22 protein-coding genes, 1 pseudogene, 2 CRISPR repeat arrays and 1 riboswitch are annotated in these 26693 nt (G+C 49.7%); of the genes and pseudogenes, 10 read left to right on the top strand and 13 right to left on the bottom strand.

Translation table 11 applies throughout. The annotated features are described in order from the left end of the window. Positions 1 to 584 precede the first annotated feature (584 nt). The 8 genes from nrdA to RSC70_RS16270 all read left to right on the top strand — a co-directional run bounded on the left by nrdA (position 585) and on the right by RSC70_RS16270 (position 9800). The gene (gene nrdA / locus RSC70_RS16305; protein ID WP_332543002.1) at positions 585 to 2870 is read left to right on the top strand and encodes a class 1a ribonucleoside-diphosphate reductase subunit alpha; all 2286 of its coding nucleotides are present in this window, start codon (positions 585 to 587) and stop codon (positions 2868 to 2870) included. A 67-nt stretch (positions 2871 to 2937) separates the two neighbouring features. Beyond that, positions 2938 to 4068 carry a class Ia ribonucleoside-diphosphate reductase subunit beta gene (gene nrdB / locus RSC70_RS16300; protein WP_063586812.1) on the top strand — a complete coding sequence of 377 codons (1131 nt, stop codon included), beginning with the start codon at positions 2938 to 2940 and terminating at the stop codon, positions 4066 to 4068. 70 nt (positions 4069 to 4138) lie between these two features. Beyond that, the gene (yfaE, locus tag RSC70_RS16295; protein ID WP_040044710.1) at positions 4139 to 4414 is read left to right on the top strand and encodes a class I ribonucleotide reductase maintenance protein YfaE; all 276 of its coding nucleotides are present in this window, start codon (positions 4139 to 4141) and stop codon (positions 4412 to 4414) included. 354 nt (positions 4415 to 4768) lie between these two features. Further along, positions 4769 to 6349, top strand: a complete 1581-nt coding sequence (locus RSC70_RS16290) for an ABC transporter substrate-binding protein (protein ID WP_332543004.1) — start codon at positions 4769 to 4771, stop codon at positions 6347 to 6349. Positions 6350 to 6385: 36 nt separating this feature from the next. Next, complete coding sequence (locus RSC70_RS16285; protein WP_063586810.1) at positions 6386 to 7429, top strand: ABC transporter permease; 1044 nt, start codon at positions 6386 to 6388, stop codon at positions 7427 to 7429. After that, positions 7429 to 8253, top strand: coding sequence for an ABC transporter permease (locus RSC70_RS16280; protein WP_130998979.1), 825 nt, complete (start codon positions 7429 to 7431; stop codon positions 8251 to 8253). The genes RSC70_RS16285 and RSC70_RS16280 overlap by 1 nt, the downstream gene beginning before the upstream one ends. Further along, positions 8246 to 9097: an ABC transporter ATP-binding protein gene (locus RSC70_RS16275; protein ID WP_332543001.1), complete on the top strand. Its 852-nt coding sequence runs from the start codon at positions 8246 to 8248 to the stop codon at positions 9095 to 9097. The genes RSC70_RS16280 and RSC70_RS16275 overlap by 8 nt, the downstream gene beginning before the upstream one ends. Next, positions 9084 to 9800 carry an ABC transporter ATP-binding protein gene (locus RSC70_RS16270; protein ID WP_332543000.1) on the top strand — a complete coding sequence of 239 codons (717 nt, stop codon included), beginning with the start codon at positions 9084 to 9086 and terminating at the stop codon, positions 9798 to 9800. Before RSC70_RS16275 ends, RSC70_RS16270 begins: the two co-directional genes overlap by 14 nt. An 86-nt stretch (positions 9801 to 9886) precedes the next feature. Here the strand turns inward: RSC70_RS16270 and RSC70_RS16265 are convergent, their stop codons facing one another. Next, positions 9887 to 10597, bottom strand: a complete 711-nt coding sequence (locus RSC70_RS16265; RefSeq protein ID WP_025798019.1) for a Bax inhibitor-1/YccA family protein — start codon at positions 10595 to 10597, stop codon at positions 9887 to 9889. A 262-nt stretch (positions 10598 to 10859) separates the two neighbouring features. Beyond that, complete coding sequence (locus tag RSC70_RS16260; protein WP_282814041.1) at positions 10860 to 11438, bottom strand: flavodoxin family protein; 579 nt, start codon at positions 11436 to 11438, stop codon at positions 10860 to 10862. Between the two features lie 277 nt (positions 11439 to 11715). Between RSC70_RS16260 and RSC70_RS16255 the strand changes: the two genes are divergently transcribed. After that, complete coding sequence (locus tag RSC70_RS16255) at positions 11716 to 12147, top strand: DUF3828 domain-containing protein (RefSeq protein ID WP_282807294.1); 432 nt, start codon at positions 11716 to 11718, stop codon at positions 12145 to 12147. A gap of 60 nt (positions 12148 to 12207) precedes the next feature. Here RSC70_RS16255 and RSC70_RS16250 read toward each other — a convergent pair whose 3' ends face one another. The 11 genes and pseudogenes from RSC70_RS16250 to moaA form a co-directional block, all read right to left on the bottom strand. After that, on the bottom strand, positions 12208 to 12465 hold the full coding sequence (locus RSC70_RS16250) for a hypothetical protein (RefSeq protein WP_071892208.1): 258 nt from the start codon (positions 12463 to 12465) through the stop codon (positions 12208 to 12210). A 149-nt stretch (positions 12466 to 12614) separates the two neighbouring features. After that, a CRISPR array of direct repeats spans positions 12615 to 13122; the repeat unit is 28 nt; unit sequence TTTCTAAGCTGCCTGTACGGCAGTGAAC. A gap of 208 nt (positions 13123 to 13330) precedes the next feature. Next, positions 13331 to 13885, bottom strand: a complete 555-nt coding sequence (cas6f, locus tag RSC70_RS16245; protein ID WP_332542999.1) for a type I-F CRISPR-associated endoribonuclease Cas6/Csy4 — start codon at positions 13883 to 13885, stop codon at positions 13331 to 13333. A gap of 9 nt (positions 13886 to 13894) precedes the next feature. Continuing rightward, positions 13895 to 14896 (bottom strand): type I-F CRISPR-associated protein Csy3, encoded by a 1002-nt coding sequence (gene csy3, locus RSC70_RS16240; RefSeq protein WP_332542998.1) that lies wholly within the window; start codon positions 14894 to 14896, stop codon positions 13895 to 13897. 24 nt (positions 14897 to 14920) lie between these two features. After that, entirely contained in the window at positions 14921 to 15871 is a 951-nt protein-coding gene (gene csy2, locus RSC70_RS16235; RefSeq protein WP_332542997.1) for a type I-F CRISPR-associated protein Csy2, read from the bottom strand. Next, a pseudogene (gene csy1, locus RSC70_RS16230) lies at positions 15871 to 16991 on the bottom strand (type I-F CRISPR-associated protein Csy1). The gene csy2 and the pseudogene csy1 overlap by 1 nt, the downstream one beginning before the upstream one ends. A gap of 189 nt (positions 16992 to 17180) precedes the next feature. Continuing rightward, entirely contained in the window at positions 17181 to 20492 is a 3312-nt protein-coding gene (cas3f, locus tag RSC70_RS16225) for a type I-F CRISPR-associated helicase Cas3f (protein ID WP_332542996.1), read from the bottom strand. Further along, on the bottom strand, positions 20489 to 21472 hold the full coding sequence (gene cas1f, locus RSC70_RS16220; RefSeq protein ID WP_332542995.1) for a type I-F CRISPR-associated endonuclease Cas1f: 984 nt from the start codon (positions 21470 to 21472) through the stop codon (positions 20489 to 20491). The genes cas3f and cas1f overlap by 4 nt, the downstream gene beginning before the upstream one ends. Before the next feature lie 168 nt (positions 21473 to 21640). Further along, positions 21641 to 23049: a CRISPR direct-repeat array (repeat unit 28 nt; unit sequence TTTCTAAGCTGCCTGCACGGCAGTGAAC). 139 nt (positions 23050 to 23188) lie between these two features. Then, entirely contained in the window at positions 23189 to 23641 is a 453-nt protein-coding gene (gene moaE, locus RSC70_RS16215) for a molybdopterin synthase catalytic subunit MoaE (RefSeq protein ID WP_046459305.1), read from the bottom strand. A gap of 2 nt (positions 23642 to 23643) precedes the next feature. Then, positions 23644 to 23886, bottom strand: coding sequence for a molybdopterin synthase sulfur carrier subunit (gene moaD / locus RSC70_RS16210; RefSeq protein WP_025798000.1), 243 nt, complete (start codon positions 23884 to 23886; stop codon positions 23644 to 23646). Continuing rightward, a complete protein-coding gene (gene moaC / locus RSC70_RS16205) occupies positions 23883 to 24365 on the bottom strand; it encodes a cyclic pyranopterin monophosphate synthase MoaC (protein ID WP_040044672.1) in 483 nt (160 codons plus the stop codon). The genes moaD and moaC overlap by 4 nt, the downstream gene beginning before the upstream one ends. A 36-nt stretch (positions 24366 to 24401) precedes the next feature. Then, positions 24402 to 25388 (bottom strand): GTP 3',8-cyclase MoaA, encoded by a 987-nt coding sequence (gene moaA / locus RSC70_RS16200; protein ID WP_040044673.1) that lies wholly within the window; start codon positions 25386 to 25388, stop codon positions 24402 to 24404. Further along, a riboswitch (molybdenum cofactor riboswitch) is annotated at positions 25379 to 25533 on the bottom strand. It overlaps the preceding gene by 10 nt. 250 nt (positions 25534 to 25783) lie before the next feature. On the opposite strand from moaA, the gene yvcK reads away from it, so the two are divergent. Further along, positions 25784 to 26692, top strand: coding sequence for a uridine diphosphate-N-acetylglucosamine-binding protein YvcK (gene yvcK, locus RSC70_RS16195; protein WP_025797993.1), 909 nt, complete (start codon positions 25784 to 25786; stop codon positions 26690 to 26692). The last annotated feature ends 1 nt before the right edge of the window (position 26693 follow it).

Below are 26693 nucleotides of genomic sequence, written 5' to 3'. Positions count from 1 at the left end.
AAGCGCGCGAGTTGAGAGTCCCCGCGCAACGGGACTCTCATCGGACGCCTACGCCTGTAGTTGCATAGAAACGTATTTGCTTATTGGCGGACGAAACCGTCGCAGTAGTAACATATACTACGACTGACCATACAAACCCTCCCCATTCTAAAATATTACACAAGCCCATAATCGAAAAACGAACAAACATTCACCTCACAATTCCACGATCAATATTTGACTTTTCCACTCCGAATAAGAAACCAGCAGTCGATCAATTTATTTTATTTTTAAGTGGAATCTTATCCCCCTCGCCTCTCAACCGCTGCCGCCAGTAATGACGGTACGTGAGCGCCAGACTTAACATTTCACCCCCAAGTTATCCACAATTATGCGGCGTTTTGTTCACTTGCAAAAGGAAGCTAAGAACACTATCTTGTTATCACTCCTTGATTAATACACCATATCTTGTGTTCACAACACGAAATCGACACTACGCGTCAAATTAATGCAACAATGATTTTGCATTGATTTAACGCGCATGGTTTTTATAGACACGATGACGGCTTGAACATGAGATCGCACACGGACAGGTAAATAGCCCTATGAATCAAAGTCTGCTGGTCACTAAGCGTGACGGAAGCAAAGAACGTATCAATCTTGATAAAATCCACCGCGTGCTCGATTGGGCGGCTGAAGGCTTGAATAATGTCTCAGTTTCTCAGGTGGAATTGCGTTCTCACATCCAGTTTTATGATGGAATCCGCACCGCGGATATTCACGAAACCATCATCAAGGCCGCCGCAGACCTGATCTCCCGTAACGCTCCAGACTATCAATATCTGGCTGCACGTCTGGCTATTTTCCATCTGCGTAAAAAAGCCTACGGCCAGTTTGAACCGCCTAAATTGTACGACCACGTGGTTAAACTGGTTGAAATGGGCAAATATGACAAACATCTGCTGGAAGATTACACCGCAGAAGAGTTTGCCCAGATGGACGAATTTATCGACCATTGGCGCGACATGAATTTCTCTTACGCCGCAGTTAAGCAGCTGGAAGGGAAATATCTGGTTCAAAACCGCGTATCCGGTGAAATCTACGAGAGCGCCCAGTTCTTGTATATTCTAGTCGCCGCGTGCCTGTTCTCTAATTATCCGCGTGAAACCCGTCTGAGCTATGTAAAACGCTTCTATGACGCGGTATCAACGTTCAAAATTTCACTGCCTACGCCAATCATGGCAGGCGTGCGCACCCCTACCCGCCAGTTCAGCTCCTGTGTGCTGATCGAGTGCGGCGACAGCTTGGACTCTATCAATGCCACGTCCAGCGCTATCGTGAAATATGTCTCCCAGCGTGCCGGTATCGGCATCAACGCCGGTCGTATCCGTGCGTTAGGTAGCCCAATTCGCGGCGGTGAAGCTTTCCATACCGGCTGTATTCCGTTCTACAAACACTTCCAGACCGCGGTCAAGTCCTGCTCTCAGGGCGGCGTGCGCGGTGGGGCTGCAACGTTGTTCTATCCGTTGTGGCATTTGGAAGTTGAAAGCCTGCTGGTACTGAAAAACAACCGTGGCGTTGAAGGTAACCGCGTTCGCCACATGGATTATGGCGTGCAGCTAAACCGCCTGATGTACCAGCGCTTGATCAAAGGCGGCGACATTACGCTGTTCAGCCCGTCAGACGTTCCAGGCCTGTACGATGCTTTCTTTGCCGATCAGGACGAATTCGAACGTCTGTACATGCAGTACGAAGCTGACGACAGCATTCGTAAGCAAAAAGTTAAAGCGGTGGAACTGTTCTCGCTGATGATGCAAGAGCGCGCTTCAACGGGTCGTATCTACATCCAGCACGTTGACCATTGCAACACCCATAGCCCGTTTGATCCGGCTATTGCACCGGTGCGTCAGTCTAACCTGTGTCTGGAAATCGCGCTGCCAACGAAACCGTTGAGCGACGTGAACGACGAAAACGGCGAAATTGCGCTGTGTACGCTGTCAGCGTTTAACCTTGGCGTTATCGAATCGCTGGACGATTTAGAAGAGCTGGCGGTGTTAGCCGTTCGTGCCCTTGATGCCCTGTTAGACTATCAGGACTATCCAATTCTGGCGGCTAAACGCGGTGCAATGGGACGTCGTACTCTAGGAATCGGCGTGATCAACTATGCCTATTACCTGGCGAAGAACGGCGTACGTTACTCCGACGGCAGCGCGAACAATTTGACCCACAAAACGTTTGAAGCCATTCAGTATTACCTGCTGAAAGCCTCTAACGAACTGGCGAAAGAGCAAGGCGCGTGCCCGTGGTTCAACGAAACAACCTACGCACAGGGCGTGCTGCCAATCGACACCTATAAGAAAGATCTGGATACGATTTGCAACGAGCCGCTGCACTACGATTGGGAAACGCTGCGTCGCGAGATCAAACAGCACGGCCTGCGTAACTCCACGCTGTCTGCACTGATGCCGTCTGAAACCTCTTCGCAGATTTCTAACGCGACCAACGGCATTGAGCCACCGCGTGGCCATATCAGCATTAAAGCGTCGAAAGACGGTATCCTGCGCCAAGTGGTGCCAGAGTATGAGCGCCTGAAAAACGCTTATGAGCTGCTGTGGGAAATGCCAAACAACGATGGCTATTTGCAGTTAGTCGGTCTGATGCAGAAATTTATCGATCAGTCGATTTCCGCCAATACCAACTACGATCCGTCTCGCTTCCCATCAGGGAAGGTTCCGATGAAGCAGCTGTTAAAAGACTTGCTGACGGCGTACAAATTTGGGGCTAAGACCCTGTATTATCAAAACACCCGTGATGGCGCAGAAGATGTGCAAGACGATTTGCAGGCCGTTGCCGAAGACGACGGTTGCGAAAGCGGTGCTTGCAAGATTTAACCAAGACCAGCACGAAACCGCCGATATCCATCGGCGGTTTTATCCTAAACGGTAGGATTATAGTTTTATGGCATATACCACATTCTCTCAAAACAAAAACGATCAGTTACTCGAACCCATGTTCTTCGGTCAGCCGGTTAACGTGGCGCGTTATGACCAGCAAAAGCATGAAATTTTTGAAAAACTGATCGAAAAACAGCTCTCTTTCTTCTGGCGTCCTGAAGAAGTTGACGTGTCTCGCGACCGTATCGACTATCAAGCGCTGCCGGAACATGAAAAACACATTTTTATCAGTAACCTGAAATATCAAACTCTGTTGGATTCCATTCAGGGACGCAGTCCGAACGTCGCGCTGTTGCCGCTGATTTCTATCCCTGAACTTGAAACCTGGGTCGAAACTTGGTCGTTCTCCGAAACTATTCACTCACGCTCTTACACGCATATTATCCGTAATATCGTTAACGATCCGGCGGTGGTGTTTGACGATATCGTCACCAACGAAGAAATCCTCAAGCGTGCGAAAGATATTTCCGGCTACTACGATGATTTAATTGAGATGACCGGCTACTGGCATCTGCTGGGCGAAGGCACTCATACCGTCAACGGCAAGACCGTCAACGTCAACCTGCGTGACCTCAAGAAGCAGCTTTATCTGTGCCTGATGAGCGTCAACGCGCTGGAAGCGATTCGCTTCTACGTCAGCTTCGCCTGCTCTTTCGCTTTTGCCGAGCGCGAACTGATGGAAGGTAACGCTAAAATCATCAAACTGATTGCCCGCGATGAAGCCCTACATCTGACCGGCACCCAGCACATTCTGAATCTGATGCGTTCAGGTCAGGACGATCCTGAAATGGCCGAAATCGCCGTAGAGTGCGAGCAGCAGTGCTATGACCTGTTTGTTCTGGCTGCGCAGCAGGAAAAAGAGTGGGCAGAATATCTGTTCCGCGATGGCTCCATGATTGGCTTGAACAAAGATATCCTGTGCCAGTACGTTGAATACATCACCAATATCCGCATGCAGGCCGTTGGCTTGGGGCTGCCGTTCCAAACGCGCTCTAACCCAATTCCTTGGATCAATGCTTGGTTGGTATCTGATAACGTTCAAGTGGCACCGCAGGAAGTGGAAGTGAGCTCTTATCTGGTTGGTCAGATTGACTCCGAAGTCAACGCTGATGACCTGAGCGACTTCGAGCTGTAATCCCTTGAGCTTTTCACCCTACCAAGACTCGACGCTGGCGGCAGATGACGCCGCTAGCATCGAAGCTGAAATGGCTAGCGCTGAGCCACTTACGCCCACCATCACACTCGCCCTTTCTGGCGCTAAGCTTGCGTTCACGCACGGCAAAGCCTCTCTGCTTGAAGCCCTTGAGCATCATAATATTCAGGTCGAGTATCAATGCCGCTCAGGCTATTGTGGCTCCTGCCGCTGCAAAATGACCAAGGGCCGCGTGGTGTATCGTCAACAGCCGCTGGCTTTCATCAACGAAGGTGAAATTTTGCCTTGTTGTTGCCATCCAGACGGAGACATCGAGGTGGAGCTTTAATCGCCTCCACCGCGATTTTTACCTGCAACGCCTTCCCTATCACACTGATAATTCTCGCAAGAACCTGTCTTTGCTCCCACATTTCTGCATGTTTATTTCAAACCGCGCACAATCAATTGTATGATGTAGCCAGCTTTTTATGTGATAAGGACTCGGCTTGGCTCAGACGTGTGCTGGCAGCCGATTTATAAATAATCAGCGACTGTTCATAGATTATTTGGTTCTAGCAAACTCCTTATCGGACTTTGCATGCTTAGCTGCGCTTTTTTAGTGTGGTGCCAGCTATTTATATTCCCAAGTAATACGAATCGAGTCTTATCACGGAGCTGTTCAACGATGCAAAACACAATAACAATGAAAGCCAAACTATTACCTATGCTGATTTTGGCCTCACTTTCCGCCGGAACATTAAGCGCCAACGCATGGGCGGCGACACCACCGAAAACGCTGGTCGTAGTACAAACGCTGGATGATATTGCCAGCCTCGATCCGGCGGAGAGCAACGAACTTTCCAGTATTCAAACGGTGCCGAGCCTTTACCAGCGCCTGATCCAAGCCAATCGCGACAACCCAGCCAAGATTGATGCCGTGTTAGCCGAAAGCTGGCAGGGCGACGCCGCCAATAAAACGCTCACCGTTAAGCTGCGCCCCGATACCAAATTCTCTTCCGGCAACCCTGTGCGCCCTGAAGACGTTATCTTCTCGTACACCCGCGCCGTGACCCTCAATAAATCGCCGGCCTTCATTCTGAACGTATTAGGCTGGGAAGCGGATAACGTCGCCAGCCATTTGAAGAAAATTGACGACCATACGCTACAGCTCACGTGGACCGCCAACGTAAGCCCCGACGTAGCGCTTAACATTCTCTCGACGCCGATTGCTTCCATCGTTGATGAAAAAACCGTTACGCCTAATATCAAAAAAGACGATTTTGGTAATGAGTGGCTCAAAATGCACTCAGCGGGAAGTGGGCCGTTCAAAATGCGCGTCTATCAGCCGCATCAGGCCATCGTTTTGGATGCCAATCCGCTGTCAAACGACGCGCCTAAAATCGCCAATATCATCATTAAGAACGTGCCCGATCCGGCCTCCCGTCGTTTGCTAATCCAGCAGGGTGATGCTGATATTGCCCGTGGACTCGGCGCAGACCAAACCTCAGCGTTGCAGAATCAAGCCGGTATTAACGTGATGAGCATTCCTTCTGCAGAGCAAAATTATTTAGCATTTAACACCGGCAATACCGCGAATCCACTGCTGGCAAACCCTGCGCTGTGGGAAGCGGCGCGCTATCTGGTCGATTACAAAGGCATCACGCAGGACTTACTCAAGGGCCAATATTTTGTGCATCAGAGTTTCCTGCCGGTTGGCTTTAACGGCGCGCTGGAGAACAATCCATTTAGCTTCGATCCTGCTAAAGCGAAAGCCATTCTCGAGAAAGCGGGGATCAAAAATGCCGCCTTCACGCTGGATGTCGAAAACAAAGCACCGTTTATCACCGTAGCTCAATCCATTCAAGCCAGCTTCGCGCAAGGCGGCGTGAAAGTGGATCTTCTGCCTGCGGCAGGAAGCCAGGTTTATGCTCGCGTGCGTGCGCGTCAGCATCAGGCCGCGATCCGCATGTGGCTGCCGGACTATTTCGATGCGCATTCCAACGCCAGCGCCTTTGCCTACAACGATAACAAAGGCAGCACCGTCGCATGGCTAAACGGCTGGAAAATCCCTGAGCTGAGCCAGCAAACGCTCGCCGCCGTTGCCGAGGCCGATAGCGCCAAACGTTTGGATATGTATACCAAAATGCAGCAAGAGCTACAGCGAAGCTCGCCGTACGTGTTTATCGATCAGGCCAAAACTCAGGTTGTGCTGCGCGACAACGTGAAAGGCTATCAGCAAGGTTTGAACGCCGATATGGTTTATTACGATCGCGTAACCAAGTAATTCGTCCGCTTTTTATCTACAGCAAGCGGAGAAACTATGGCTGCTGACTTCACGCCGGAAAATAATTTCCGGCGTCATTTACAGACCCTGTTGCAGGGCCTGCTTACGCTCGCATTAACGCTTTTCGGGCTGCTGCTGATTACGTTTCTGCTTTCCGCGCTCTCTCCCGTCGATCGCGTATTACAAATCGTTGGCGATCATGCCAGCGTCTCCACCTACAATCAGGTTCGTCACCAATTAGGGCTAGATCAGCCGCTGCCGGTGCAGTTCTGGCACTATCTGATTCAGCTTGGGCACGGCGATCTGGGCACCGCCAGCGCAACCGGCCAACCGGTGCTACAAGATTTACTCACGGTATTTCCTGCCACGCTGGAGTTAGCCACGTTAGCGCTCATTATCGGCGCCACACTCGGCGTTCTGCTGGGCGTACTGTGCGCGCGTTATGCGGGAACCGCGTGGGATCTGACCATCCGCACTCTCACCCTGCTCGGTAATTCGGTGCCTATCTTCTGGCTTGGTCTACTGATGCTGTTGCTGTTCTATGCACGTTTGCAGTGGAGCGCGGGGCCGGGAAGGCTGGACGATATTTATCAATACAGCGTTGAAGCCAAAACAGGTTTTGTGCTCATCGATACCCTGCTCTCCGGCGACAGCGGCGCGTTTCTCAACGCCATTAATCATCTGACACTACCGGTTTTGCTATTGGCCTACTTTTCCATGGCCAGTATCACTCGCCTTACTCGCTCGGCGTGTCTGGGCGAAATGAAAAAAGAGTACGTCACGCTGGCTCGTGCCAAAGGAGCAAGCGAAACCACCATTCTGATACGCCACGTGTTGCCCAATATTCGCGGGACGTTATTCACCGTGATTGCGCTGGCCTATACCGGCATGCTGGAAGGCGCGGTTCTGACTGAAACCGTATTTTCATGGCCGGGCATTGGGCGCTACCTCACTACCGCGCTCTTTGCCGGTGACACCACGGCGGTGATGGGCGGCACGTTGGTCATTGGCGTGTGCTTTGTGTTGATTAATAACCTGACGGATCTGTTGGTACGTCTTACCGATCCGAGGGTGCACTGATGAATCTATTACGCAAAATTCTCCGCTCACCGGCGGCCAGCTGTGGATTAATTATTATCCTCCTGCTGATGCTCTGCGCCATTTTTGCTCCGTGGTTAGCTGGGCAAGATCCCAATTGGCAAAACGCAGCGGCGCGGTTGCTGCCGCCTGAACCGGGACATTGGCTCGGCACCGATGCCTATGGGCGAGATATGTTGGCACGGCTGCTGTATGGCACCCGCCCGATGTTAGGAATGGTGCTGTTAGTAACCGCAATCACCCTCCCGCTCGGCTTGCTGATCGGCATTTTATCGGGCTATTACGGCGGTTGGACTGAGCGCGTGCTGATGCGATTTACCGATGTTGTGATGTCGATGCCGCGCTTAATTTTAGCCTTTGCCTTTGTCGCCATGCTTGGCCCTGGGCTCATCAATGGCGCACTGGCGCTGGCGCTCACCACGTGGCCCGCCTATGCCCGTCAGGCTCGAACTGAAATTCAAAAACTCAGGAACAGCGATTATCTCAGCGCCGCAGAAATGCTGGGCATTCGCGGTTTTAGGCTGATGTGGGGACATATTTTGCCCCTCTGTTTGCCTTCCGCCATCGTGCGTTTGGCGCTGGATTTGGCGGGTATTATTCTTGCGGCCGCCGGCTTGGGCTTCTTAGGATTAGGCGCTCGCCCGCCAATGGCTGAATGGGGCGCGATGATCGCCGACGGCATGCAGGTAATCTTCGATCAGTGGTGGATTGCCGCCATTCCCGGCGCTGCTATTCTGCTCAGCAGCTTAGCGTTCAATCTGCTGGGCGATGGCCTGCGTGATATTTTGGAGTCCGATCATGACTGATATTTCACAGAACCATTCGCTAATTGAAGCCGTGGATTTATCGGTTCATTTTGGTCAGGCGTGCGTCGTCAACCAGCTAAATTTTTCCTTAGGCCATGAACGTTTAGCCTTAGTCGGAGAATCCGGCTCTGGCAAATCAATGACCGCTCGCGCGCTGATGGGGCTAATTCGTCAGCCGGGCAAAGTCAGTGCCACCACGCTACGATTTGAACAGCAAAATTTACTGGCGCTGAAACCCAAACAATGGTCTGCGCTACGCGGCAACAGCATCGCCATGGTGCTGCAAGACCCTCGTTACGCGCTCAATCCCGTACATACGATTTACCACCAAATTGAAGAGGCGCTTACGCTGCACCAGCATCTATCGCGCCGTCAACGTCATGAGCGGGTGTTGCACACCGCCGAATCGGTCGGGCTTCCTGCTCATAGCCTAAAACGCTATCCGGGTGAGCTATCTGGCGGGCTGGGGCAGCGCGCCATGATCGCCATTGCGCTGATCAATAATCCAAAGGTGCTGATCGCTGATGAACCCACCTCTGCGCTGGATGCTCGGCTGCGCCATCAAATTCTTTCTCTTTTGGTGGAACAGTGTGAACAACGCCAGATGGGGCTATTGCTGATTAGCCACGATCTGCCGTTGGTGGCCGAGCACTGCGACCGCGTGATGGTGATGTATCAAGGGCAGAGCGTTGATGAACTGAGGGCAACTGAGCTACCACAGGCCACACATCCATACACCCGAACGCTCTGGACCTGCCGGCCGAATGCCCAAACCTACGGTTCCCTGCTACCGGTTCTGGATCGCTCACGCGCTTTTGGGGGAGAACCTCGTGTCGCTGATTAATATTCAAAATTTACACGTCAGTTTTTCTGACGGACGACAGCGCAAACACGTGGTGCAGTCGGCGCATTTTCAGGTCAATGAAGGGGAAACCTTTAGTCTGATCGGCGCATCAGGCTGTGGGAAATCGACTATTTTGCGCGTCATCGCCGGTTTGCAGCGTGAATGGCAGGGGCAGATTGATTTATTAGGCTCTCCCCTACGCCCACAAAAACGACTCAACGGTGAGATTCGCCGCAATGTGCAGATGGTATTTCAAGATCCCTATGCCTCGCTGCATCCTCAGCACCGTCTGTATCGCTCTTTGGCAGAACCGCTGCAAATTCATCGCGAACCTAACGTAGAACAGCGAGTGGCTGAAGCACTGCAACAGGTGGGGCTTCCCGCCGATGCAGCACAGCGTTTTCCTCACCAAATTTCAGGTGGGCAACGCCAACGCGTCGCCATTGCTCGCGCCCTGTTGCTGCGGCCTAAAATCTTACTGCTGGATGAGCCCACTTCTGCGCTCGATATGTCGGTTCAGGCAGAAATCCTTAACCTGCTTAACGAGCTAAAGCAACGGCACGCCATGACCTATCTACTCGTCAGCCACGACGCTGACGTGATTGCCCATATGTCTCAACGTGCGGCACTGATGGAGGATGGGAAAATTATGCGGGAGTTTGATCGTGCGGCATTAGCACGCGGCGAACATCGTTTCGACTGAGGTCAATTGATATGAAAAAGCCCCCTGAGCGGATAAAGGCTCAGGGGGCTTTTTATAACTGAATAATCAGTCGGGCAAATCAGCGATTAGCGGCGGTTGCCGAAAATACGCAACAGCATCAAGAACAGGTTAATGAAGTCCAGATACAGGGTTAACGCGCCCAGAATCGAGTATTTGCGGAAGTTATCTTTATCTTCAGGATTCAGCTGCTCACCCATAGCTTTCAGCTTCTGAGTATCATACGCTGTCAAACCAACAAAGATAATCACGCCCGCATAGGTAATCACCCACGTTAGCGCTGGGCTTTTCAGCCAGATATTCACCAACGACGCCAGAATGATACCGATCAGCCCCATGAACATCATCGAGCCAATGCCGCTCAAATCACGCTTGGTGGTGTAACCGTAAAGGCTCATTGCCCCGAACATACCGGCCGTTACCACGAAAGTGCTCGCGATAGACGAATAGGTATAAACGATAAAAATACTCGCCAGCGTTAATCCGGTAAGTGCCGAATAGAGCATAAACAGCGATGTTGCGGCGGCGGCGCTCAGTTTCTGCACCATACCCGACAGCACAAATACCAGACCCAACTGCACAATGATTAAACCGAAAAAGGTAATTTTGCTGGAGAAAATAAAATTCAGCACGGCTGGCGTATGCGCTGCGTACCACGCCACGATGGACGTAAGCAATAACCCGCAGGTCATCCAGCCATACACTTGCGCCATATATGCCTGTAGGCCCGAATTTGCGCGCTCTACGATCGAGCCATTATCACGAGGATATCGATCCATGAAGATCACCTTAAGCTAGGAATGACAATATTATCTGTATTGATAAAACAACCAGACAGTTCTCCTATTAAGCCTACCACAGAACCGTCTTTTTGCTGCGGGCTGAGTGTGCAGATATATTTCAGATTTAAGTAATATTTACTTATGTGGCGGGTTTAGCCCGCCATGCATTGAATCACGGCGGCAATTTATACCCAAAATAATCCGAGTTACTTGAACGCAGCCAACGCATAAACAGCTTGAAGTATGACGGGTAAATACGTTAAACGCCTGACCAGCGCTTAGTGATATTTGCCACCCGCTCACCAAACTTGCGTGCAGTTTCCAAATCGCCCGGCAGCGGCGCTTCATCCGGCGAAGCATCAGAAGGCGATACCGTCATTAGCCCCGAAAAGCCGGCAATATAGTTCACATCATTGCGGTTTGCCGCTTTGGTATTGGACGGCAACATTCCCATCCCTACCCACACGCCACCATGCTGCTGCGACAGATGGAACATATAATCGAGCGTACCGAGTTTGTCGCCGTTCATGCTGGCCGAGTTAGTGAACCCAGCAAAAACTTTATCTTTCCACTCTTGGCTAAACCAAGGCTTGGAAGAGGCATCAGCAAACTTCTTAAACTGCCAAGACGGCCCGCCCATGTAGGTCGGGCTACCAAAAATAATTCCGTCGGCCTGCGCTAACAGATGCCATCCCCCTTCCGGCAAATTGCCTTCGCTGTCGATAGCCAAAACCTCAACACTCACACCGTCGATCTGCTGCGCGCCCGCGGCTACCGCCTCAGCGGCTTTGGCGGTGTGTCCGTATCCACTATGAAAAACCACGGCTAATGCTGTCATCAAATAACTCCTCACACGTTGGTTAATTCGTTATACGCCTGAGAATATTTATACGTCGGGAATAGGATGGCGTCTAGGGAGATGACGCAATGTCACATCGCAAAAGAATAAATCTGAACCATCACTGCATTTTATTATTTCTAAAAACACTATTAGTTTTAGATAGTTGTTATTTTTCATGTGGATATTAGAATTAATGCCGTAAATCGAGAGATGATCTATGGGTTTCAGACGTCAAACAGCTTGAAGGATGATGGATATAGAGGAATAACCGCTGATGATAAAAATTCTATTGCTACTGACAATAACAATAATAGCGGGATGTACATCCTCGCACAAAAGCCCTGCGGAACAAGTCGCTAATTTTTATCACTTTTACCTTAATACCCCGAACACGTTTGATAGTTCAGTATCGTTACAGCCTTATCTGGAAAAACAAACTTTTGACCAATTACAAAAAATAGCCAAAGAGCCGGAGCCAGATACACTGGATGCGGACTATTTTACCCAGTCACAAGATATTGGCAGCTCATGGCCAACTTATATCGCTGTTTCAGCCCCAACGCCAGCAATCGGAGGGACGACCGTCGAGGTAACATTAGGCGCGGCTAACGATATCCAGCAACATCTCATTCTCTGGCTAGTCTGGCAGGACGGTTGGAAAATAACTCGGGTACAAGGTGCCAATGAGCAGTTTTTGTATCGTTAAAATCCTTAACAAAAAGTTATATCCAAATTAAAACAGATAAAATGACAACCACGTCCATAATCAATCGGTAATCGGACGCCTAAAGTCGGTGGTATCAGGTAAAAGCGCAACCGTTCGTAAGTGTCGATTGCAGATAAACCATATTTCATCCCGATCGTTAGATAATATGTAGTAAGCATCCGATGATTCAGAGGGATTAAACACGCCTAACGCTCGATAGGCTATTTCACGACTAAACCCGCTACGCAGCGGCAAAGGCCGTGGCCCATTCTCCAACTCTTCAATCCGCAAATAAAGACCTTGCTCAAACCAAATCAAATTAGCCCCTTACCTCTACGAAAGTTACCTCAAATACTGCAACAATGGTGCAGTGCTGAAATAAGTATAGTGAAAATGGGACAGAAGATAATTTTGGCTACCTGCACGGCAGTGAACATCGCGAACTGGCACAGCGTGTGCCGCAACACTTTCTAAGCTGCCTGTACGGCAGTGAACTCAGCCATTAAAATTAATGAAGTCATTGAAGTTTTCTAAGCTGCCTGTACGGCAGTGAACTTGAGTTGCGTTCGTATCTTTCAGATATTCAATTTCTAAGCTGCCTGTACGGCAGTGAACACTGTTTGCAGCACGCTCATTGCGCTATCCACTTTCTAAGCTGCCTGTACGGCGGTGAACGGCGTGCGCCGGCGAACCTTCGATCGCTTGATTTTCTAAGCTGCCTGTACGGCAGTGAACCGCAATCCCATTAATTCGGCAACTTCATTAATTTTCTAAGCTGCCTGTACGGCAGTGAACCAACACAGCGCTCGGCCAGCGCGGATGGAGTATTTCTAAGCTGCCTGTACGGCAGTGAACGGCGTGCGCCGGCGAACCTTCGATCGCTTGATTTTCTAAGCTGCCTGTACGGCAGTGAACAAATTGACTTATTAAAAATTCGCGTTCATTTGTTTCTAAGCTGCCTGTACGGCAGTGAACTGTTGAGAATTAGCTAAAAACCTTTTCCAATCAAGCTACTCATTCATTTTTGGGAATTTAACCCTTTTTTCTGTGCATTAGTTACGGATATTAAAAATCAATAACTTATACGTACCTACAGAAAAAGGGTTCGCTGGATTTGAACGACTGTTAGATGAAACATATCCCCGCCGTTGATGAGCGCGGGGATATCAACACAGATGACAAACTAAAACCACGGCACTGTTGCCGTTGCGCTTAATCCATAGCTGCTAAATTTACCCGCTGTTGGCTGTATTTGCAGTTCGCCCTGACGAATAAACAGATGAAACATTTGCCCTGTGGACAAACTTTTTAGCACGATAAAAGGTAACGAGGTTTTTTGTTCATTGGCATCGAGAATTTGCAGGCGAGCCTGTTCTTCGGTGAGCCAGCCTTTTTTCACCGATCTGCGCCGTAGCCTCTCCGCGCTGCTTTTTACCTGCACACGGCTAACCGTTCGATAGGCCACTTTTTCTGGCACCGCTAAAATTTCGCTACACTGGGTATAATCTCGCAGCCCTTTCAGCCATGGCGTAGCTGCTATCGCCGATAGTGCCTGCTGTGAACCGTGCAACCGGATGGTATCTCCAAGGATTTTCTCCGCTCGCGGAAAGCTGACGCCGATATCACCTTCACCGTAAGCGCCGAGGACTCGATGCAGTTTGGCAAACAGCGCAGCCATCAGCATGGATTCTTTAAACTCAGGGTCTTCCAACACGCGGATATCCTGATAAAAATTCATATCAGCCCCTTATTCACCTTTTTCGCCAAATACACCGCCGCGGATCAGAACCGCCATCACGTAATGTTGTTGCTCCGTCGCAGGCTTTTCACCTTTTGTTACCCACTTATCAAGCAGCGTGTAAAAATCCATTTTCTCTTTTGGCTGGCGACAAGCGACGCCGCGACTAGTTACTGAGCCATAAGGTTCCACGGCAATTGCGCCTAGAGATTCAACCTTCGGATGCCAAGTATCGATAGTACGAAGCGCATTACCCACTTTTTGCGAATGCATCGCTGCAACGTCACTGACTTGATATAACACCTTACTTTTTTTGCTATTGCTATCGAGAACCAACTCTTGTGATGGGAAAATTTCCTGCCCTGCCCCTAAATGCACAAAAGCATTCACGGTGAGCAGTGCAAAACTTTCTCCGCGCAGCCCGGCTTCAATCACCTGTGCCAGCGCCTTCAAGTCGCCTTTCGGCTGGCTAAACTCGCGCAGGCTATAATTCTGCGCATCGAATTTCCAACGCTGTTCGCCAGATGAAACATGCACTTCAATCGCTTCCGCACCAATACGATTGCGCCATAGGAAGCGACCATTCGCCAGATTCTCGGCATAGCGTGCGGCCAGCTCAGCAAACCCGTGCTCGGCAATGTAGCCCTCAATCACCTCCTGCAAAGCGGCCTGATATTCCTGATCGTTGCACACCGACGGTGTAGACAGGTTGCCCAGCACGCGCAGAGTAAACGTCACTTTCAGCGTGTCCGCATCCATTGGCAAAGCGGCAACGTCAACGCGCTGTAGGTTAGCCTTTTGGATTTCGGCATCGAGCTTTGCTGGATCGCTGGCAATTGCATTCTTTAGTCGGTTTGAGATAGTGCCGCGTACCGCTTTTTCTTGGATTTGGAGTGGTTGCCATGTTGTGGCTACGTTACTAACGTCACTCCATTTGCCGGCAAACATTAATGCGTCGGAGTTTGCTAATTTACGTTCAAAAGCCAGTACGGATGCTGTTTTAATCGCCATTACAAATTTCCTTATCGTCCATAATTAGTAAATGATTTCTTCGATTTCATCTGCGGATTCATCTGGCTGAATCAACGTCGCCGTTTGTGAACCGCAGCAATAATAACCTTGCTCAGTAACGCGGTAGCGCCACAGTAAAGCGGATAGATCATGAAAATGATGTAACCCTCGCCACTCCCCAACGCCATACACCGCCTCGGCAAAACAGAAGGGAGTTTCAGCGTCGCGGGTGTTATTCACCTCACCCGGCTCATACAGCGGAGAAATACGCTGATAACCCGTTAAAAACGGCACCAAATAACCCTTGGCGGGTTTCATCAAATAACGCCAGTCGACTTTGCCGCTCTCAGGCTCTTTCACTGCGGCTCTTTTTAACGCAGCAAAATCTAACCACGCATCAAGCATCTGAGCCTCAGGCTGAGAAGTACGTAAATCAGCCAAATGCTCGCTCAGCAGCGTAGAACGATCCTGTAAAGCGAAACTTGGCAAGTGCTGACAAATTAAACGCCGCAGCACATTGGCACTCAACGGATAGGCCATCACGTCCACTTTGTCGATTTTGGTAATGAGCCCTCCCGCTAAGCGCAACGTTTGACACTGCGTTTGCAAATGCTGCGACAATGCCTGCAAACCTTCGTCGCCGTTGGGAATAGAACCGTGGCATTCAATCAACAAAGAAACCGTCATATGCATACGGCCCTCTTCGTTGAAAGCAGCGGTTTTGGCTTCTTTAGTCAACGGATTGCGCGTCAACGCAAACTGATTATCCCAACCAAATGAATGCATATGATGCTGAAAGTGGTGAGAAATCACCGCGCAGCCATCAAGGCTGAGGCCATGAGTTATCTGCAAGCGGCGTGAAAGCGCGTGGGTATAGCCAAGAAAATGGGTAATGGCAGGAAAACCATAGGTAAGCCCCGCCACACAGTTAGCATTCTCCACTCGCACCCGGCTCAAAACGATTAAATAGCTCATTACAGTTTCTCCGCCAGCGACCATTCAAACTCACGAATGTACTTTTTGAATAATGGTTCAGTGCGCCATTCAATACGCTCGGTTATGCCCATATTTAAGGCCTCGGTGCGCAGCTGCAGGTTTAGCCATAGAGCAAAATCATCGGCGACCTCTTTTTTCCAGTCACCGCCTTCGCGCTCAAATTTAAATTCTTCATCGTCACGGCACCGATACGGATCAAGCCATAACTGTTGAGCACGTTTTAACTCGCACTCTTCGTGCGCTGTCCAGCCCTGCCACTCTTCACGCTGAATACCTTCTACCACCGCAAAAAGCTGCACGATAATGTCATCCACTAGCTCTTTACGACGATTGCGAATATCAACAGTGTTGGCGACATCCTGCACGCCAAGCAGATATTGCTTTAGCTGATACGAGTTGTTCTGCATTAAAAAATGAAATGAGCCATGGCGCTGAAAGATGTTTTTGAGATGTATAGGCCGCTTTTCAATATGCTTGAACTGCGGTGGAGAACAGGGAAGCAGCCAAACACGGCCACCGCGCACGCTGTTGAGATAGGAAATATTTTGCGGTTTAGTGCCACCGATATTCATTACCGCCGTATTTGGGTAATACACGAGCGGCACCTCATGCCATAGGCCTTCTTTACGCGCCTGATTTGCTGCTTTGGTTTCATCGCTAAACCGTGCAGCAACAATCCGCTCGTGTAGCACATGTGCAAGAGATGAGGGAAATAGCGGGCTGATAAGATGGTATTGATCGTTGCCTATCGGGAAATAGATTTGTTTGGCTAATTGGTGGCTAGATGGTTGCCTTAAATCAAATATACGCTTAAAACCACTAACCCATTCAGTCAGTTGCTGTCATTTTCAGCAAAATATTGCAAAGATGAATAATCGCCCCGTTCAATGGCCGATGACAGCGAAACTCCACCAACTTCAAGTTTAAGTAGCCCAGCTATCCCCATAAAATTAGCTCCACCGTCAAAATCAGCCTCAGGGCAAGATATAGAGGAAGTGCTAAGATAATATTCGTGTTTCACAAATTTTGTGGGCGCTAAAAAAACACTACTACTTTTACTGTCACCGTGCGTATATTTTGCCGCATGAGTTATTTTCATGAATTGTTTAGCATTAAACGATTCATTCGATTTCTTTGTAAGCCAAGTCCGATAAAAACACATTTTCTCTAACTCTGTAAGAGAGTTTTGCTTATCAAGATTGCCTTTTTTATCTATATACTCTGCTATCAATTTATTGAGTCCGTCCAACTTAATGCCTCCCATTGAGTCAAGATTTTTAAAATTTGCTCACTCAAACTTCCGAAACACCCCGAGCACCGGATTAAATCGCCACGCTTCGGGCTCTTCGCTGTAAATGCTTAGACCTATCTCACCAAACTTTTGGCCAACTTCCTCAATTTCCATCCCAAATTCACCTGCCAGATGGTTATAGACTTCAGAATAAGAGGCTTGGATCCATGCGCTGACGCCGTCGGCTATCTCCAAAGCGAGATAGTCAAATTCGCCGCTCTCTTTCCAGCCAGCGCTGCCGGTATCACGGTTGTAAAAACGCAGCAAATCATCGTCATCGAGCAGCAGTACACATTCCAGCTGCTTACCCGTTTTGCGAAACGGCATTTGTCGCTGGGATTCACCACACCAGTCCACATGGCTTCGCCACCATTGTGCTGCGCAACTGTGCGCGCCCATTAATTCAACGGTTAAACGCCGATGCTCAAGATCCACTAGATTGCTAAACGGTGAACGAACTTGAGCCTCAGCGCGTTCCAGAATCCGCGCGCTGGCATCGATATGCAGATACTGTTCTTCCGTAAGTAATTCACGCAAATCATGACTCGCCAAAAGGTAGTCTTTCGTTTTATCGCCAAAAGCTGTCACTGTTGCTTTCACTTCAAAACCGGGGCGGCAGTAAGCCGCTAAATCGCTGCCGTTCTGCCGCAGTGCTTTGATATTTTTTCTCAGAATATGCAGGTTTGGTGTTTTGGGTGGAATTTGGCGGTGACGTTGAATTCGCCCAGCAAGCTGAATAAGTGAACGCATTGAGCTGGGTTCCGCAATGGCCCAATCAAGATCCCAATCTCGTCCTACTTCTGTCACTGATGTACCTAACACCACAAACAGGTGATGGGATTCGGGATATTTTTCGATAGCGGCGCGTACTTCTGCAACCTCCCATAAAGATTCGGGCTGATGACGGGTCAACATCGCGTCTAAGCGTTGTTCAATATGGGAGCGCATCGCCAGCGGATGCTGGCTGTGATAGACGCAATAATGAATACGATAATCGTGTTGCGATTTCAATGAAAACAGCCGCTGCGCGGTAGCCACCAAAGGATCGATATTCGCCATTCGGATCAATCCAACCGAAACCGTTTTTCCGCTTTCATGCACTTGATGATGATCGCAATGCAGCTGCATCATGGAAGATTGCAACGCACCAACAAGACTCAACAGCACATCGTTTATTTTACGCGTTGGTGATTCGAGGGGAATTAATGCAGCATGGCGCAGCGGTGTAGCTTGTTTAAGTTTGCTTATCCGCTGGGCAGCAAAAGCCTCATGAACGTTTTTGAAACGCAGTCCATCACTGATATCTTCACTAACGGTTGTATTTTCATCAAACCACGCACAGCAGATATTCACCGGAGCATTCGGAATACCACAGGACTTTTGGTACTCTCCCCGCCCTGCTTCATAGGCACGAAATAGCGCCTGAATCAGCGCCGGTGGCAACGTTGCCGAAGAGAGCAGTACTCGACTTCCCAACATACCTGCCCAGTTAACTAACCGACATAGCGCAGGTAAATCAGCAATATCGAAATCATCTGGCTCGTCGAGAACCAAATCTGATGTTAGCAAGCGCAGCATTGGAGCAATCTGTTTCCCGCCACGCACACCTTCACAGGCAGGTATGAGATGGTCGATAGTGCTAACAAGTACTGGAGCACTGATTAACTTATGCAGTTTACTATCTTGCTTTAGCCAGTGACTCAAACGCCCATCGTCTAGACTGCCGTCATAGCGCACATACTGATGCTCAGCAAATAACCTTTCAGCAGACTGACTGCTCACATCATCAATGGGGACAGCACGATGCATCTGATGAAGCTGCTGCACTGAAGACGAACCGATCAGCACGGCTAAATCATCGCTTTGTAGCTGAAGTTTATCGCGTAGAGCGTCGCCGGTTTGCAGCGTCAGCGTTCGCAGCCCTAATGCAACTGAAAACCGACAACCAATTTTTTCATCCGCTAAAGCATACATAATGCGAGCATTGGCAAACGTCTTACCGCAGCCGGTCGATGCCATATTGACGCCAAAAAAGCCTTGTTGAGCAGAGCGTTCCCGCAACGCGGAGGCAGTATCAAACGCTGCATCCTGCCAACGAAATCGTGCATTCGCCGTGCGTTGCTTAAATCCTTTATGGCGAGTCATCGCCGGTAAAGTTTGGCGCAGTTTAGGAAGGCTTCGTCCTAATAACAGCGCATTTTGCCCAACGCCAATATTGTGCTCATCCAGTTTTTGTTTGAGTGCCTTGGTGCTTGAATCGGTGTTTGCCCAAGCCTGATAGTCAGCGGATTGCCAGCCAGCTGTCGCCAAACGTGAAGAGTAATCGTGGTCAGCCAGCATCAAAACCAGCCGTGATAAATGTAAAGCAAAGCGGTTAGTTAGCTGCCCATGTGGAATGAGTGTTGTAGACTGCAACGCACGTTGAGCAAATTTACGTGCTTTGCCACACCAGATTTCACTTTGCAACGGAGTACCGTATGGAAATGACCATACCTGCTGCCAGTCTTGAGTTCGCCAATCAACCGCATCCTGATTAGTTGAATTCCATAAAGAATCAAACTGTGCTTCTAACCACTCTTCACATTTTGGAAACTGTGGTTTTGCCTGATACGTTTTCTCTGAATTCGGTGAATGATTGGGGTAAGCAGGTAACCGATGATGGGAAACTATTAACCAAGCAATAGTCTGCGCCAGCGGGGGCAAAGAGCTAAATATATTACGTGAATTTGGCATAGGATCGCGAACTAAGCGGTCCAATACATCCTTTTCATACTTAGATGAAACCTGAGCCAGCGAACGCAGCCACTCGCTATCACTTTGCTCTCCGACAAAAGCCTGAAACAGGCGGAGCGAAATCCATTCATGACGAAGGGGCTGAAAACTTCGCTCAGACTTTCCCTTTAGCCCAAGCTGGAACAGTGCATTAGCTTTCCCAAAATCATGAAACAGCCCAGCAATTCCCGCCAATAAGCTAATCGCTTCGGCGCTGTGCCACTGGTTTTCATCTTGGCTTTTGAGAACATCGCGCATAGTGCGATTAGTCGGCACGGCTCCTTGCGCGTTAAAACGGCGAAGATTGCCCACTATCCATAGCAACTCCGTTTGCCCGCCACTTTTAATCCAGTGGCAGGCGACAGCCGTGTTTCTTCTTGCCGTTTTACGCAATAAGCGGCGTAGCGTATTCAGCCCGTCCAGCGTGATGGCCGTTTGCCATGTACAGTCACCTTTGCGCTCGGCAAACTGATCGAGGACTCGCCGCGAAGTAACCAGCGCATTTTTGCTGCATTGGGAAATCAGCAAAATATTCATGGTTTGCTCTGGGCGAGTTGTTGGGCGGTATCCTGTAGCGTTTCAATCATCGTGTCCAAGACGTCTGCACGTTGAAAACCGGTTAAACAGCGCTGGCGAAACTCTTGTTCTTCATCTCCCGCCATCGCCGCAATAAAGGCCTGAGGCAAAACCAGTGCGTCTTTAATTAAATCAGCAATATCGAAAACTAAGCCGCCGCGCCGCGTTTTACCATGCAGCACCGCTAGACCATGCGGTAAGCCCGTCACCCAAGCCGCCACCGCAGCCAGACCATAGGCCAAATAGTTGCCATGATCGAGAAAGCGGTTTGCCATATCGGTGCCACCGCCGCGTTTGGCACGGGTAAACTCACCGTATTGGGTTGAATCCGAGGCGAGCTTATACAAAGCCTTCGTCATAACCGCCTCTTGCACCATCAAATCAGTATGATTAGCGCACTTCTCTAAATTCTGCTCATAGCGTTGTAGCAAAGCCTGCAAGCGCGACTCATCTAACCTGAACCGCTCCTCACGCTGCATCGCTGAGCCTAACCAATGGCGGCGAATTTGCTCGGCTCGCACACGCTGAAAACGCACCGCAGCGGCTAAACGTTTGTCGTCATCAAACCAAAAGCTCACCCAGTTTTGCAGATACTCGGTGGGACGATATTCGCTTTGTGGGGCTAACCACGAGACATCTACCTCAACCTCGTTCGCCGCAAACAATGGCGTTCCGCCTCCACCACAAAAGCCGACCAACACACCTGCTCGGGCAAATTCTCGCATTGCGGCCTGCGTCACCGAGGTTCCGGTTCCCAGCATCACCACGGTGGTATTCGCGATGGGAATATTCCAATACAGAGATTCACTCCCTTCATCCGTCACATATTCAACCCGACCGCCGTTAACTAATACACGGCAGTATTGGAGGTAATAAATATTTGAGCGTTTGGAATGCAGAATGGTTTTGAGATCGGATGGCGAGAAATCATTGTTGTTCACATCGTTATTTCCGTTTTGGCGACATGTCAAAATATCACTCAATACATAAGAGAAATTTAACTTAAATCACAATTAACGATGCAGTAATTCTTAATTTTGGAATATAACGTGTTTAAAAGCTTAAAGTTTATGCGATTTTAATAATGCTGAACGCAAAGTCTTTGAAATTTTCTAAGCTGCCTGCACGGCAGTGGACTCTGGTCAGGTTCGGCGTGGTTGCCTCTTATCTTTCTAAGCTGCCTGCACGGCAGTGAACCTTTGGCGCTGATGTTAACGCGCAAAATATTATTTCTAAGCTGCCTGTACGGCAGTGAACGGGGTGACGTGGGGCAGCTCACTCACTTATAATTTCTAAGCTGCCTGTACGGCAGTGAACATAGAGCTGGCTGGTGAATTCTACTGCCTTATTTTCTAAGCTGCCTGCACGGCAGTGAACCCCAACCATTAGGCTTTACTTTGAAGTATGGCTTTCTAAGCTGCCTGTACGGCAGTGAACTCATCAACAACACGAAATATGATTAAGTCACATTTCTAAGCTGCCTGCACGGCAGTGAACGGACTTGCGAGAAGTAACTCTTCTCTTTCGCCTTTCTAAGCTGCCTGTACGGCAGTGAACTTGAGCAATTAGTCAAAAATGAAATTGCACGCTTTCTAAGCTGCCTGCACGGCAGTGAACAAAACGTGACTTACTTCAAGAAAAATTCACGTTTTCTAAGCTGCCTGCACGGCAGTGAACGTACTGCTGATAAGTTCGGCCCTTACCATCTTTTTCTAAGCTGCCTGCACGGCAGTGAACTCATTGACATCATCAATGCGTCAGCCATATTATTTCTAAGCTGCCTGCACGGCAGTGAACCCTTTACGAGCGTTAGCTATTGCAGCTGCACCTTTCTAAGCTGCCTGCACGGCAGTGAACAAACGGTTCTCGTCATCCATAACCAATGCACTTTTCTAAGCTGCCTGCACGGCAGTGAACCCGTGGAATACCGGAGTCGTCGGCTTTTTGACTTTCTAAGCTGCCTGCACGGCAGTGAACATAGAGCTTTCACCAGTTAGCGGGTTGCGGTATTTCTAAGCTGCCTGCACGGCAGTGAACACCTAGATTTAAAAGGCATGAATGACATACTATTTCTAAGCTGCCTGCACGGCAGTGAACCTCCTGCTAACTCTTTGTACTGTGGTGATTCTTTTCTAAGCTGCCTGCACGGCAGTGAACTCTGTCCCGTCCACTAACTTGACCGCGTCGCCTTTCTAAGCTGCCTGCACGGCAGTGAACTACCCGTACCCCAACCCGAACGCATACATTTTTTTCTAAGCTGCCTGCACGGCAGTGAACATTCCTCAACACCACCGGCCCCCTTTTCGATCATTTCTAAGCTGCCTGCACGGCAGTGAACCAGCCAGCGGAAAGTCAATCGGAAGAGCCAACTTTCTAAGCTGCCTGCACGGCAGTGAACTGCAACCACTATTACCGGCACCGGCACAAAGTTTTCTAAGCTGCCTGCACGGCAGTGAACACGACTACGGCGAAACCCCGCTCGTAATTAAATTTCTAAGCTGCCTGCACGGCAGTGAACTGTAGAATATTCGCAGAAAGATGCGATTAATCAGATCGGTAGCTCATTTTGGGGAATTTAACCCTTTTTTCTAGCGGCTCATTGGCGGAATTAAAAATCAATGAGTTAGCGTGAAGGCAGAAAAAAGGGTTAGAAGGGGTTACCAGCGTTTTGCCGCTTGATGATCGCTGTCGCGGGCATCGACCCAGCGGTCGCCCTGCTCTGTGGCTTCTCGTTTCCAGAACGGTGCGCGGGTTTTGAGGTAGTCCATAATGAACTCGGCGGCATCGAAGGCCATGCTGCGATGCGCGCTGGTCACTCCAACGAAAACAATTTCATCGCCGGGATACATGGCGCCAATGCGGTGGATCAGCGAAATACGCTGTAGGGGCCAGCGCGAACGGGCTTCTGCCACAATTTCATTTAACGCTTTTTCCGTCATCCCAGGGTAGTGCTCTAAGGTCAATGCGCTGACGTTATCGCCAAGATTATGGTTGCGTACCTTGCCGGTGAAAGTCACCACCGCGCCATCGTCTTCGCACTGCGATAGCCATTGGTATTCGTCACCGACGCTAAAATTGTCGAGACCTACGCGAATACGGGTATTTTCCATCATTAACCCCCAGTAACGGGTGGGAAGAAGGCCACTTCATCACCCACTTGCAGAGGATGCGTGAACTCCACCAGCGTTTGGTTTACAGCAGCAAGCAATTTGCCCGTCTCCAACGCCAGAGCCCATTTGTCGCCACGCTCGGCCAGCGCAGCGCGCAGCGCTTCAACCGTCGGATAGAGTTCACATTGAAGCTCATCGGTTTCAATCAGCTCACGCACCTGAGCGAAAAACAGAACTTTAATCATGATGCATCCGCCTTAAAATCACCTGATTTCCCGCCGCTTTTCGCGAGTAGGCGAACTGGGCCGATAACCATATCTTTTTGTACCGCTTTGCACATGTCGTAGATGGTTAACGCAGCAACTGAAGCCGCGGTCAATGCTTCCATCTCCACGCCGGTTTTGCCGGTTAAACGACAGCAAGACTCAATACGCACACGGCTGGAATCGACTTCAGCGGAAAGCTGGACTTCAACTTTGGTCAGCAACAGCGGATGACAAAGCGGGATCAGCTCCCACGTGCGTTTTGCCGCCTGAATACCTGCAATACGCGCGGTAGCGAAGACATCACCCTTATGGTGTTTGCCTTCAACAATCATTGCCAGCGTTTCGGGTTTCATTTCAACATAAGCTTCAGCGCGTGCTTCACGCACGGTTTCTGCTTTGGCAGAAACATCGACCATGTGGGCTTCACCGGCCGCATTAATATGGGTAAGTTGGCTCATAATTTTCTTTTAGATTAATAACGAGTTAAGGCAACGTTAGCCGCCGATGAAGGAAAGGTTCTGCGTATGCCCGATGTTGCCATCATGCAAGAAATGCGTTTGCTTTTTATGCCGCAAACCACCTTGGATACGCATTTTCAGCTCATCAAGATGCTCATCGCCCGCCAGTAAATCGCGCAATGGAATGCCGGACTCACCGAACAAACACAGGTGCAAATTGCCGATGGCAGAGACTCGCAGGCGGTTACAGCTGGCGCAGAAATCTTTTTCATAAGGCATGATCAGCCCGACTTCGCCCAGATAATCAGGATGACTGAAAACCTGTGCAGGGCCATCGCTACGAGAGCGTTCTTGGCGCTGCCAGCCGAGGGCCAGCAACTGATCGCGGATGACTTCGCCTGAGACGTGATGTTTGCGGAATAAATTGCCGCCGTCACCGGTTTCCATCAGCTCAATAAAGCGCATTTGAATCGGACGGGTTTTAATCCAGTTAAGAAAACCGTTCAGGCTGCGATCGTTCACGTCGCGCATCAGCACGGTGTTCACTTTCACCTTTTCAAAACCGGCATCAAACGCCGCGTCAATTCCCTGCATCACCTGCTTGAGCTTATCTTCACCGGTGATGGCGTGAAACTGACGGGCATCGAGGCTATCCACGCTCACATTAACCGCCGTTAGACCGGCATCGCGCCAATCAGCAATATCACGCGCCATGCGATAGCCGTTAGTGGTGACCGCCAGCGTTCGAATCGATGGGTTTTCACGTACCGCAGAGATGATGTCGACAAAATCACGACGCAAAGAGGGTTCACCGCCGGTTAAACGCACCTTCTCGGTGCCCAATTCGGCAAATGCACGACTGACGCGGCGGATCTCATCGAGAGATAAGAAGCTTTTGTTGGCATGTCCATTCGGTTTGTAACCGTCTGGCAGGCAGTACGTACAGCGAAAATTGCATACGTCTGTGATCGAAAGGCGCAAGTAATAAAACTTACGCTCAAATGCGTCAGTCAGTTGGAGCATTGTTAACACCTTTCCAATTCGGGAGGCACAGGCATTTCTACCTTGTACCCTGGTGGCTTATAGCCACGGCCCAGACACCGTATCGAGTGGAAAACAGCTGTTTTCGACTAAACTTAGGTAAAAGGGCTAGGAGTTCAGACGCCATGAGAGCGCTAACGCTCACACCACATCTCTGAATAATTCATTAAATTCTAGCGTTTATTTCCTAGCTTACCAAACATATCTCGCTGTATAATTTTATATATAACGCTTTTATGTCAGTAACTTAGCTGAAGAATACACTAGTTACCGCCCCACTATACTTGATATAAATCACGCAAATAAGTCTGGGTTTCGCCTTTTTCGGCGTGATCCGGTACTTTACTCACAGTTTATTTTTATTTTGTAGGATTTTTATGCGAAACCGCGCTTTAGCCGATCTCGATAAAGTCGTCGCCTTAGGAGGCGGACACGGTCTTGGCCGCGTCATGTCAGCCTTGTCTCCTCTGGGTTCACGTTTAACCGGCATTGTAACCACCACCGATAACGGCGGCTCCACTGGGCGTATTCGCCGCTCGGAAGGCGGTATTGCGTGGGGCGATATGCGTAACTGTTTGAATCAGCTGATCACCGAGCCCAGCGTGGCTTCTGCCATGTTTGAATATCGTTTTAACGGTAACGGTGAATTAGCGGGGCATAACCTTGGAAATCTGATGTTAAAAGCATTAGATCACCTGAGCGTCCGTCCGTTGGAAGCAATTAACCTGATCCGCAGTTTGCTCAAGGTTGACGCTTCGCTTATTCCAATGTCAGAACAGCCGGTCGATCTCAACGCCATCGATCAAGATGGCCACGTAATTTATGGCGAAGTGAACATCGACCAGCTTAAAGAAATGCCTGCGCAGCTGATGCTTGAACCACAGGTACAGGCAACGCGTGAAGCGGTTGACGCCATCGAAAAAGCCGATCTGATCCTGATTGGCCCTGGCAGCTTCTTAACTAGCCTGATGCCTTTATTGCTATTGGAAGATCTGACGCGTGCCCTGCGCCGTACCCGCGCGCATATGATTTACATCGGTAATCTAGGAAAAGAGCTGAGCGTCGCGGCTGCGGCATTAACCCTGCCCGATAAACTGCGCATCATGGAAGAAGCCATCGGTGGGCATGCTATCGACGGCGTTGTCGTGGGACCAAAGGTCAACATTCAAGGAATGGAAAACCGCGTGGTGGTGCAGGAAACGCTGGAAGCCAGCGATATTCCCTACCGCCACGACCGCGATCTGCTGCGCATGGCCATTGAGAAGGCATTGCAGCAGTTGAGTTGAT

Origin of the sequence: Hafnia sp., from assembly GCF_036648275.1 — a bacterium.
In the GTDB taxonomy this organism is placed as follows: Bacteria; Pseudomonadota; Gammaproteobacteria; order Enterobacterales; family Enterobacteriaceae; genus Hafnia; species Hafnia alvei.
Note: the sequence above shows the minus strand (reverse complement) of the source record. Positions and strands in the feature narration are given on the sequence as shown.

Coding starts and splice junctions, on each gene's coding strand:
- nrdA (WP_332543002.1), top strand. CDS start 585: ATGAATCAAAGTCTGCTGGTCACTAAGCGTGACGGAAGCAAAGAACGT.
- nrdB (WP_063586812.1), top strand. CDS start 2,938: ATGGCATATACCACATTCTCTCAAAACAAAAACGATCAGTTACTCGAA.
- yfaE (WP_040044710.1), top strand. CDS start 4,139: ATGGCTAGCGCTGAGCCACTTACGCCCACCATCACACTCGCCCTTTCT.
- RSC70_RS16290 (WP_332543004.1), top strand. CDS start 4,769: ATGAAAGCCAAACTATTACCTATGCTGATTTTGGCCTCACTTTCCGCC.
- RSC70_RS16285 (WP_063586810.1), top strand. CDS start 6,386: ATGGCTGCTGACTTCACGCCGGAAAATAATTTCCGGCGTCATTTACAG.
- RSC70_RS16280 (WP_130998979.1), top strand. CDS start 7,429: ATGAATCTATTACGCAAAATTCTCCGCTCACCGGCGGCCAGCTGTGGA.
- RSC70_RS16275 (WP_332543001.1), top strand. CDS start 8,246: ATGACTGATATTTCACAGAACCATTCGCTAATTGAAGCCGTGGATTTA.
- RSC70_RS16265 (WP_025798019.1), bottom strand. CDS start 10,597: ATGGATCGATATCCTCGTGATAATGGCTCGATCGTAGAGCGCGCAAAT.
- RSC70_RS16260 (WP_282814041.1), bottom strand. CDS start 11,438: ATGACAGCATTAGCCGTGGTTTTTCATAGTGGATACGGACACACCGCC.
- RSC70_RS16255 (WP_282807294.1), top strand. CDS start 11,716: ATGATAAAAATTCTATTGCTACTGACAATAACAATAATAGCGGGATGT.
- cas6f (WP_332542999.1), bottom strand. CDS start 13,885: ATGAATTTTTATCAGGATATCCGCGTGTTGGAAGACCCTGAGTTTAAA.
- csy3 (WP_332542998.1), bottom strand. CDS start 14,896: ATGGCGATTAAAACAGCATCCGTACTGGCTTTTGAACGTAAATTAGCA.
- csy2 (WP_332542997.1), bottom strand. CDS start 15,871: ATGAGCTATTTAATCGTTTTGAGCCGGGTGCGAGTGGAGAATGCTAAC.
- cas3f (WP_332542996.1), bottom strand. CDS start 20,492: ATGAATATTTTGCTGATTTCCCAATGCAGCAAAAATGCGCTGGTTACT.
- moaE (WP_046459305.1), bottom strand. CDS start 23,641: ATGGAAAATACCCGTATTCGCGTAGGTCTCGACAATTTTAGCGTCGGT.
- moaD (WP_025798000.1), bottom strand. CDS start 23,886: ATGATTAAAGTTCTGTTTTTCGCTCAGGTGCGTGAGCTGATTGAAACC.
- moaC (WP_040044672.1), bottom strand. CDS start 24,365: ATGAGCCAACTTACCCATATTAATGCGGCCGGTGAAGCCCACATGGTC.
- moaA (WP_040044673.1), bottom strand. CDS start 25,388: ATGCTCCAACTGACTGACGCATTTGAGCGTAAGTTTTATTACTTGCGC.
- yvcK (WP_025797993.1), top strand. CDS start 25,784: ATGCGAAACCGCGCTTTAGCCGATCTCGATAAAGTCGTCGCCTTAGGA.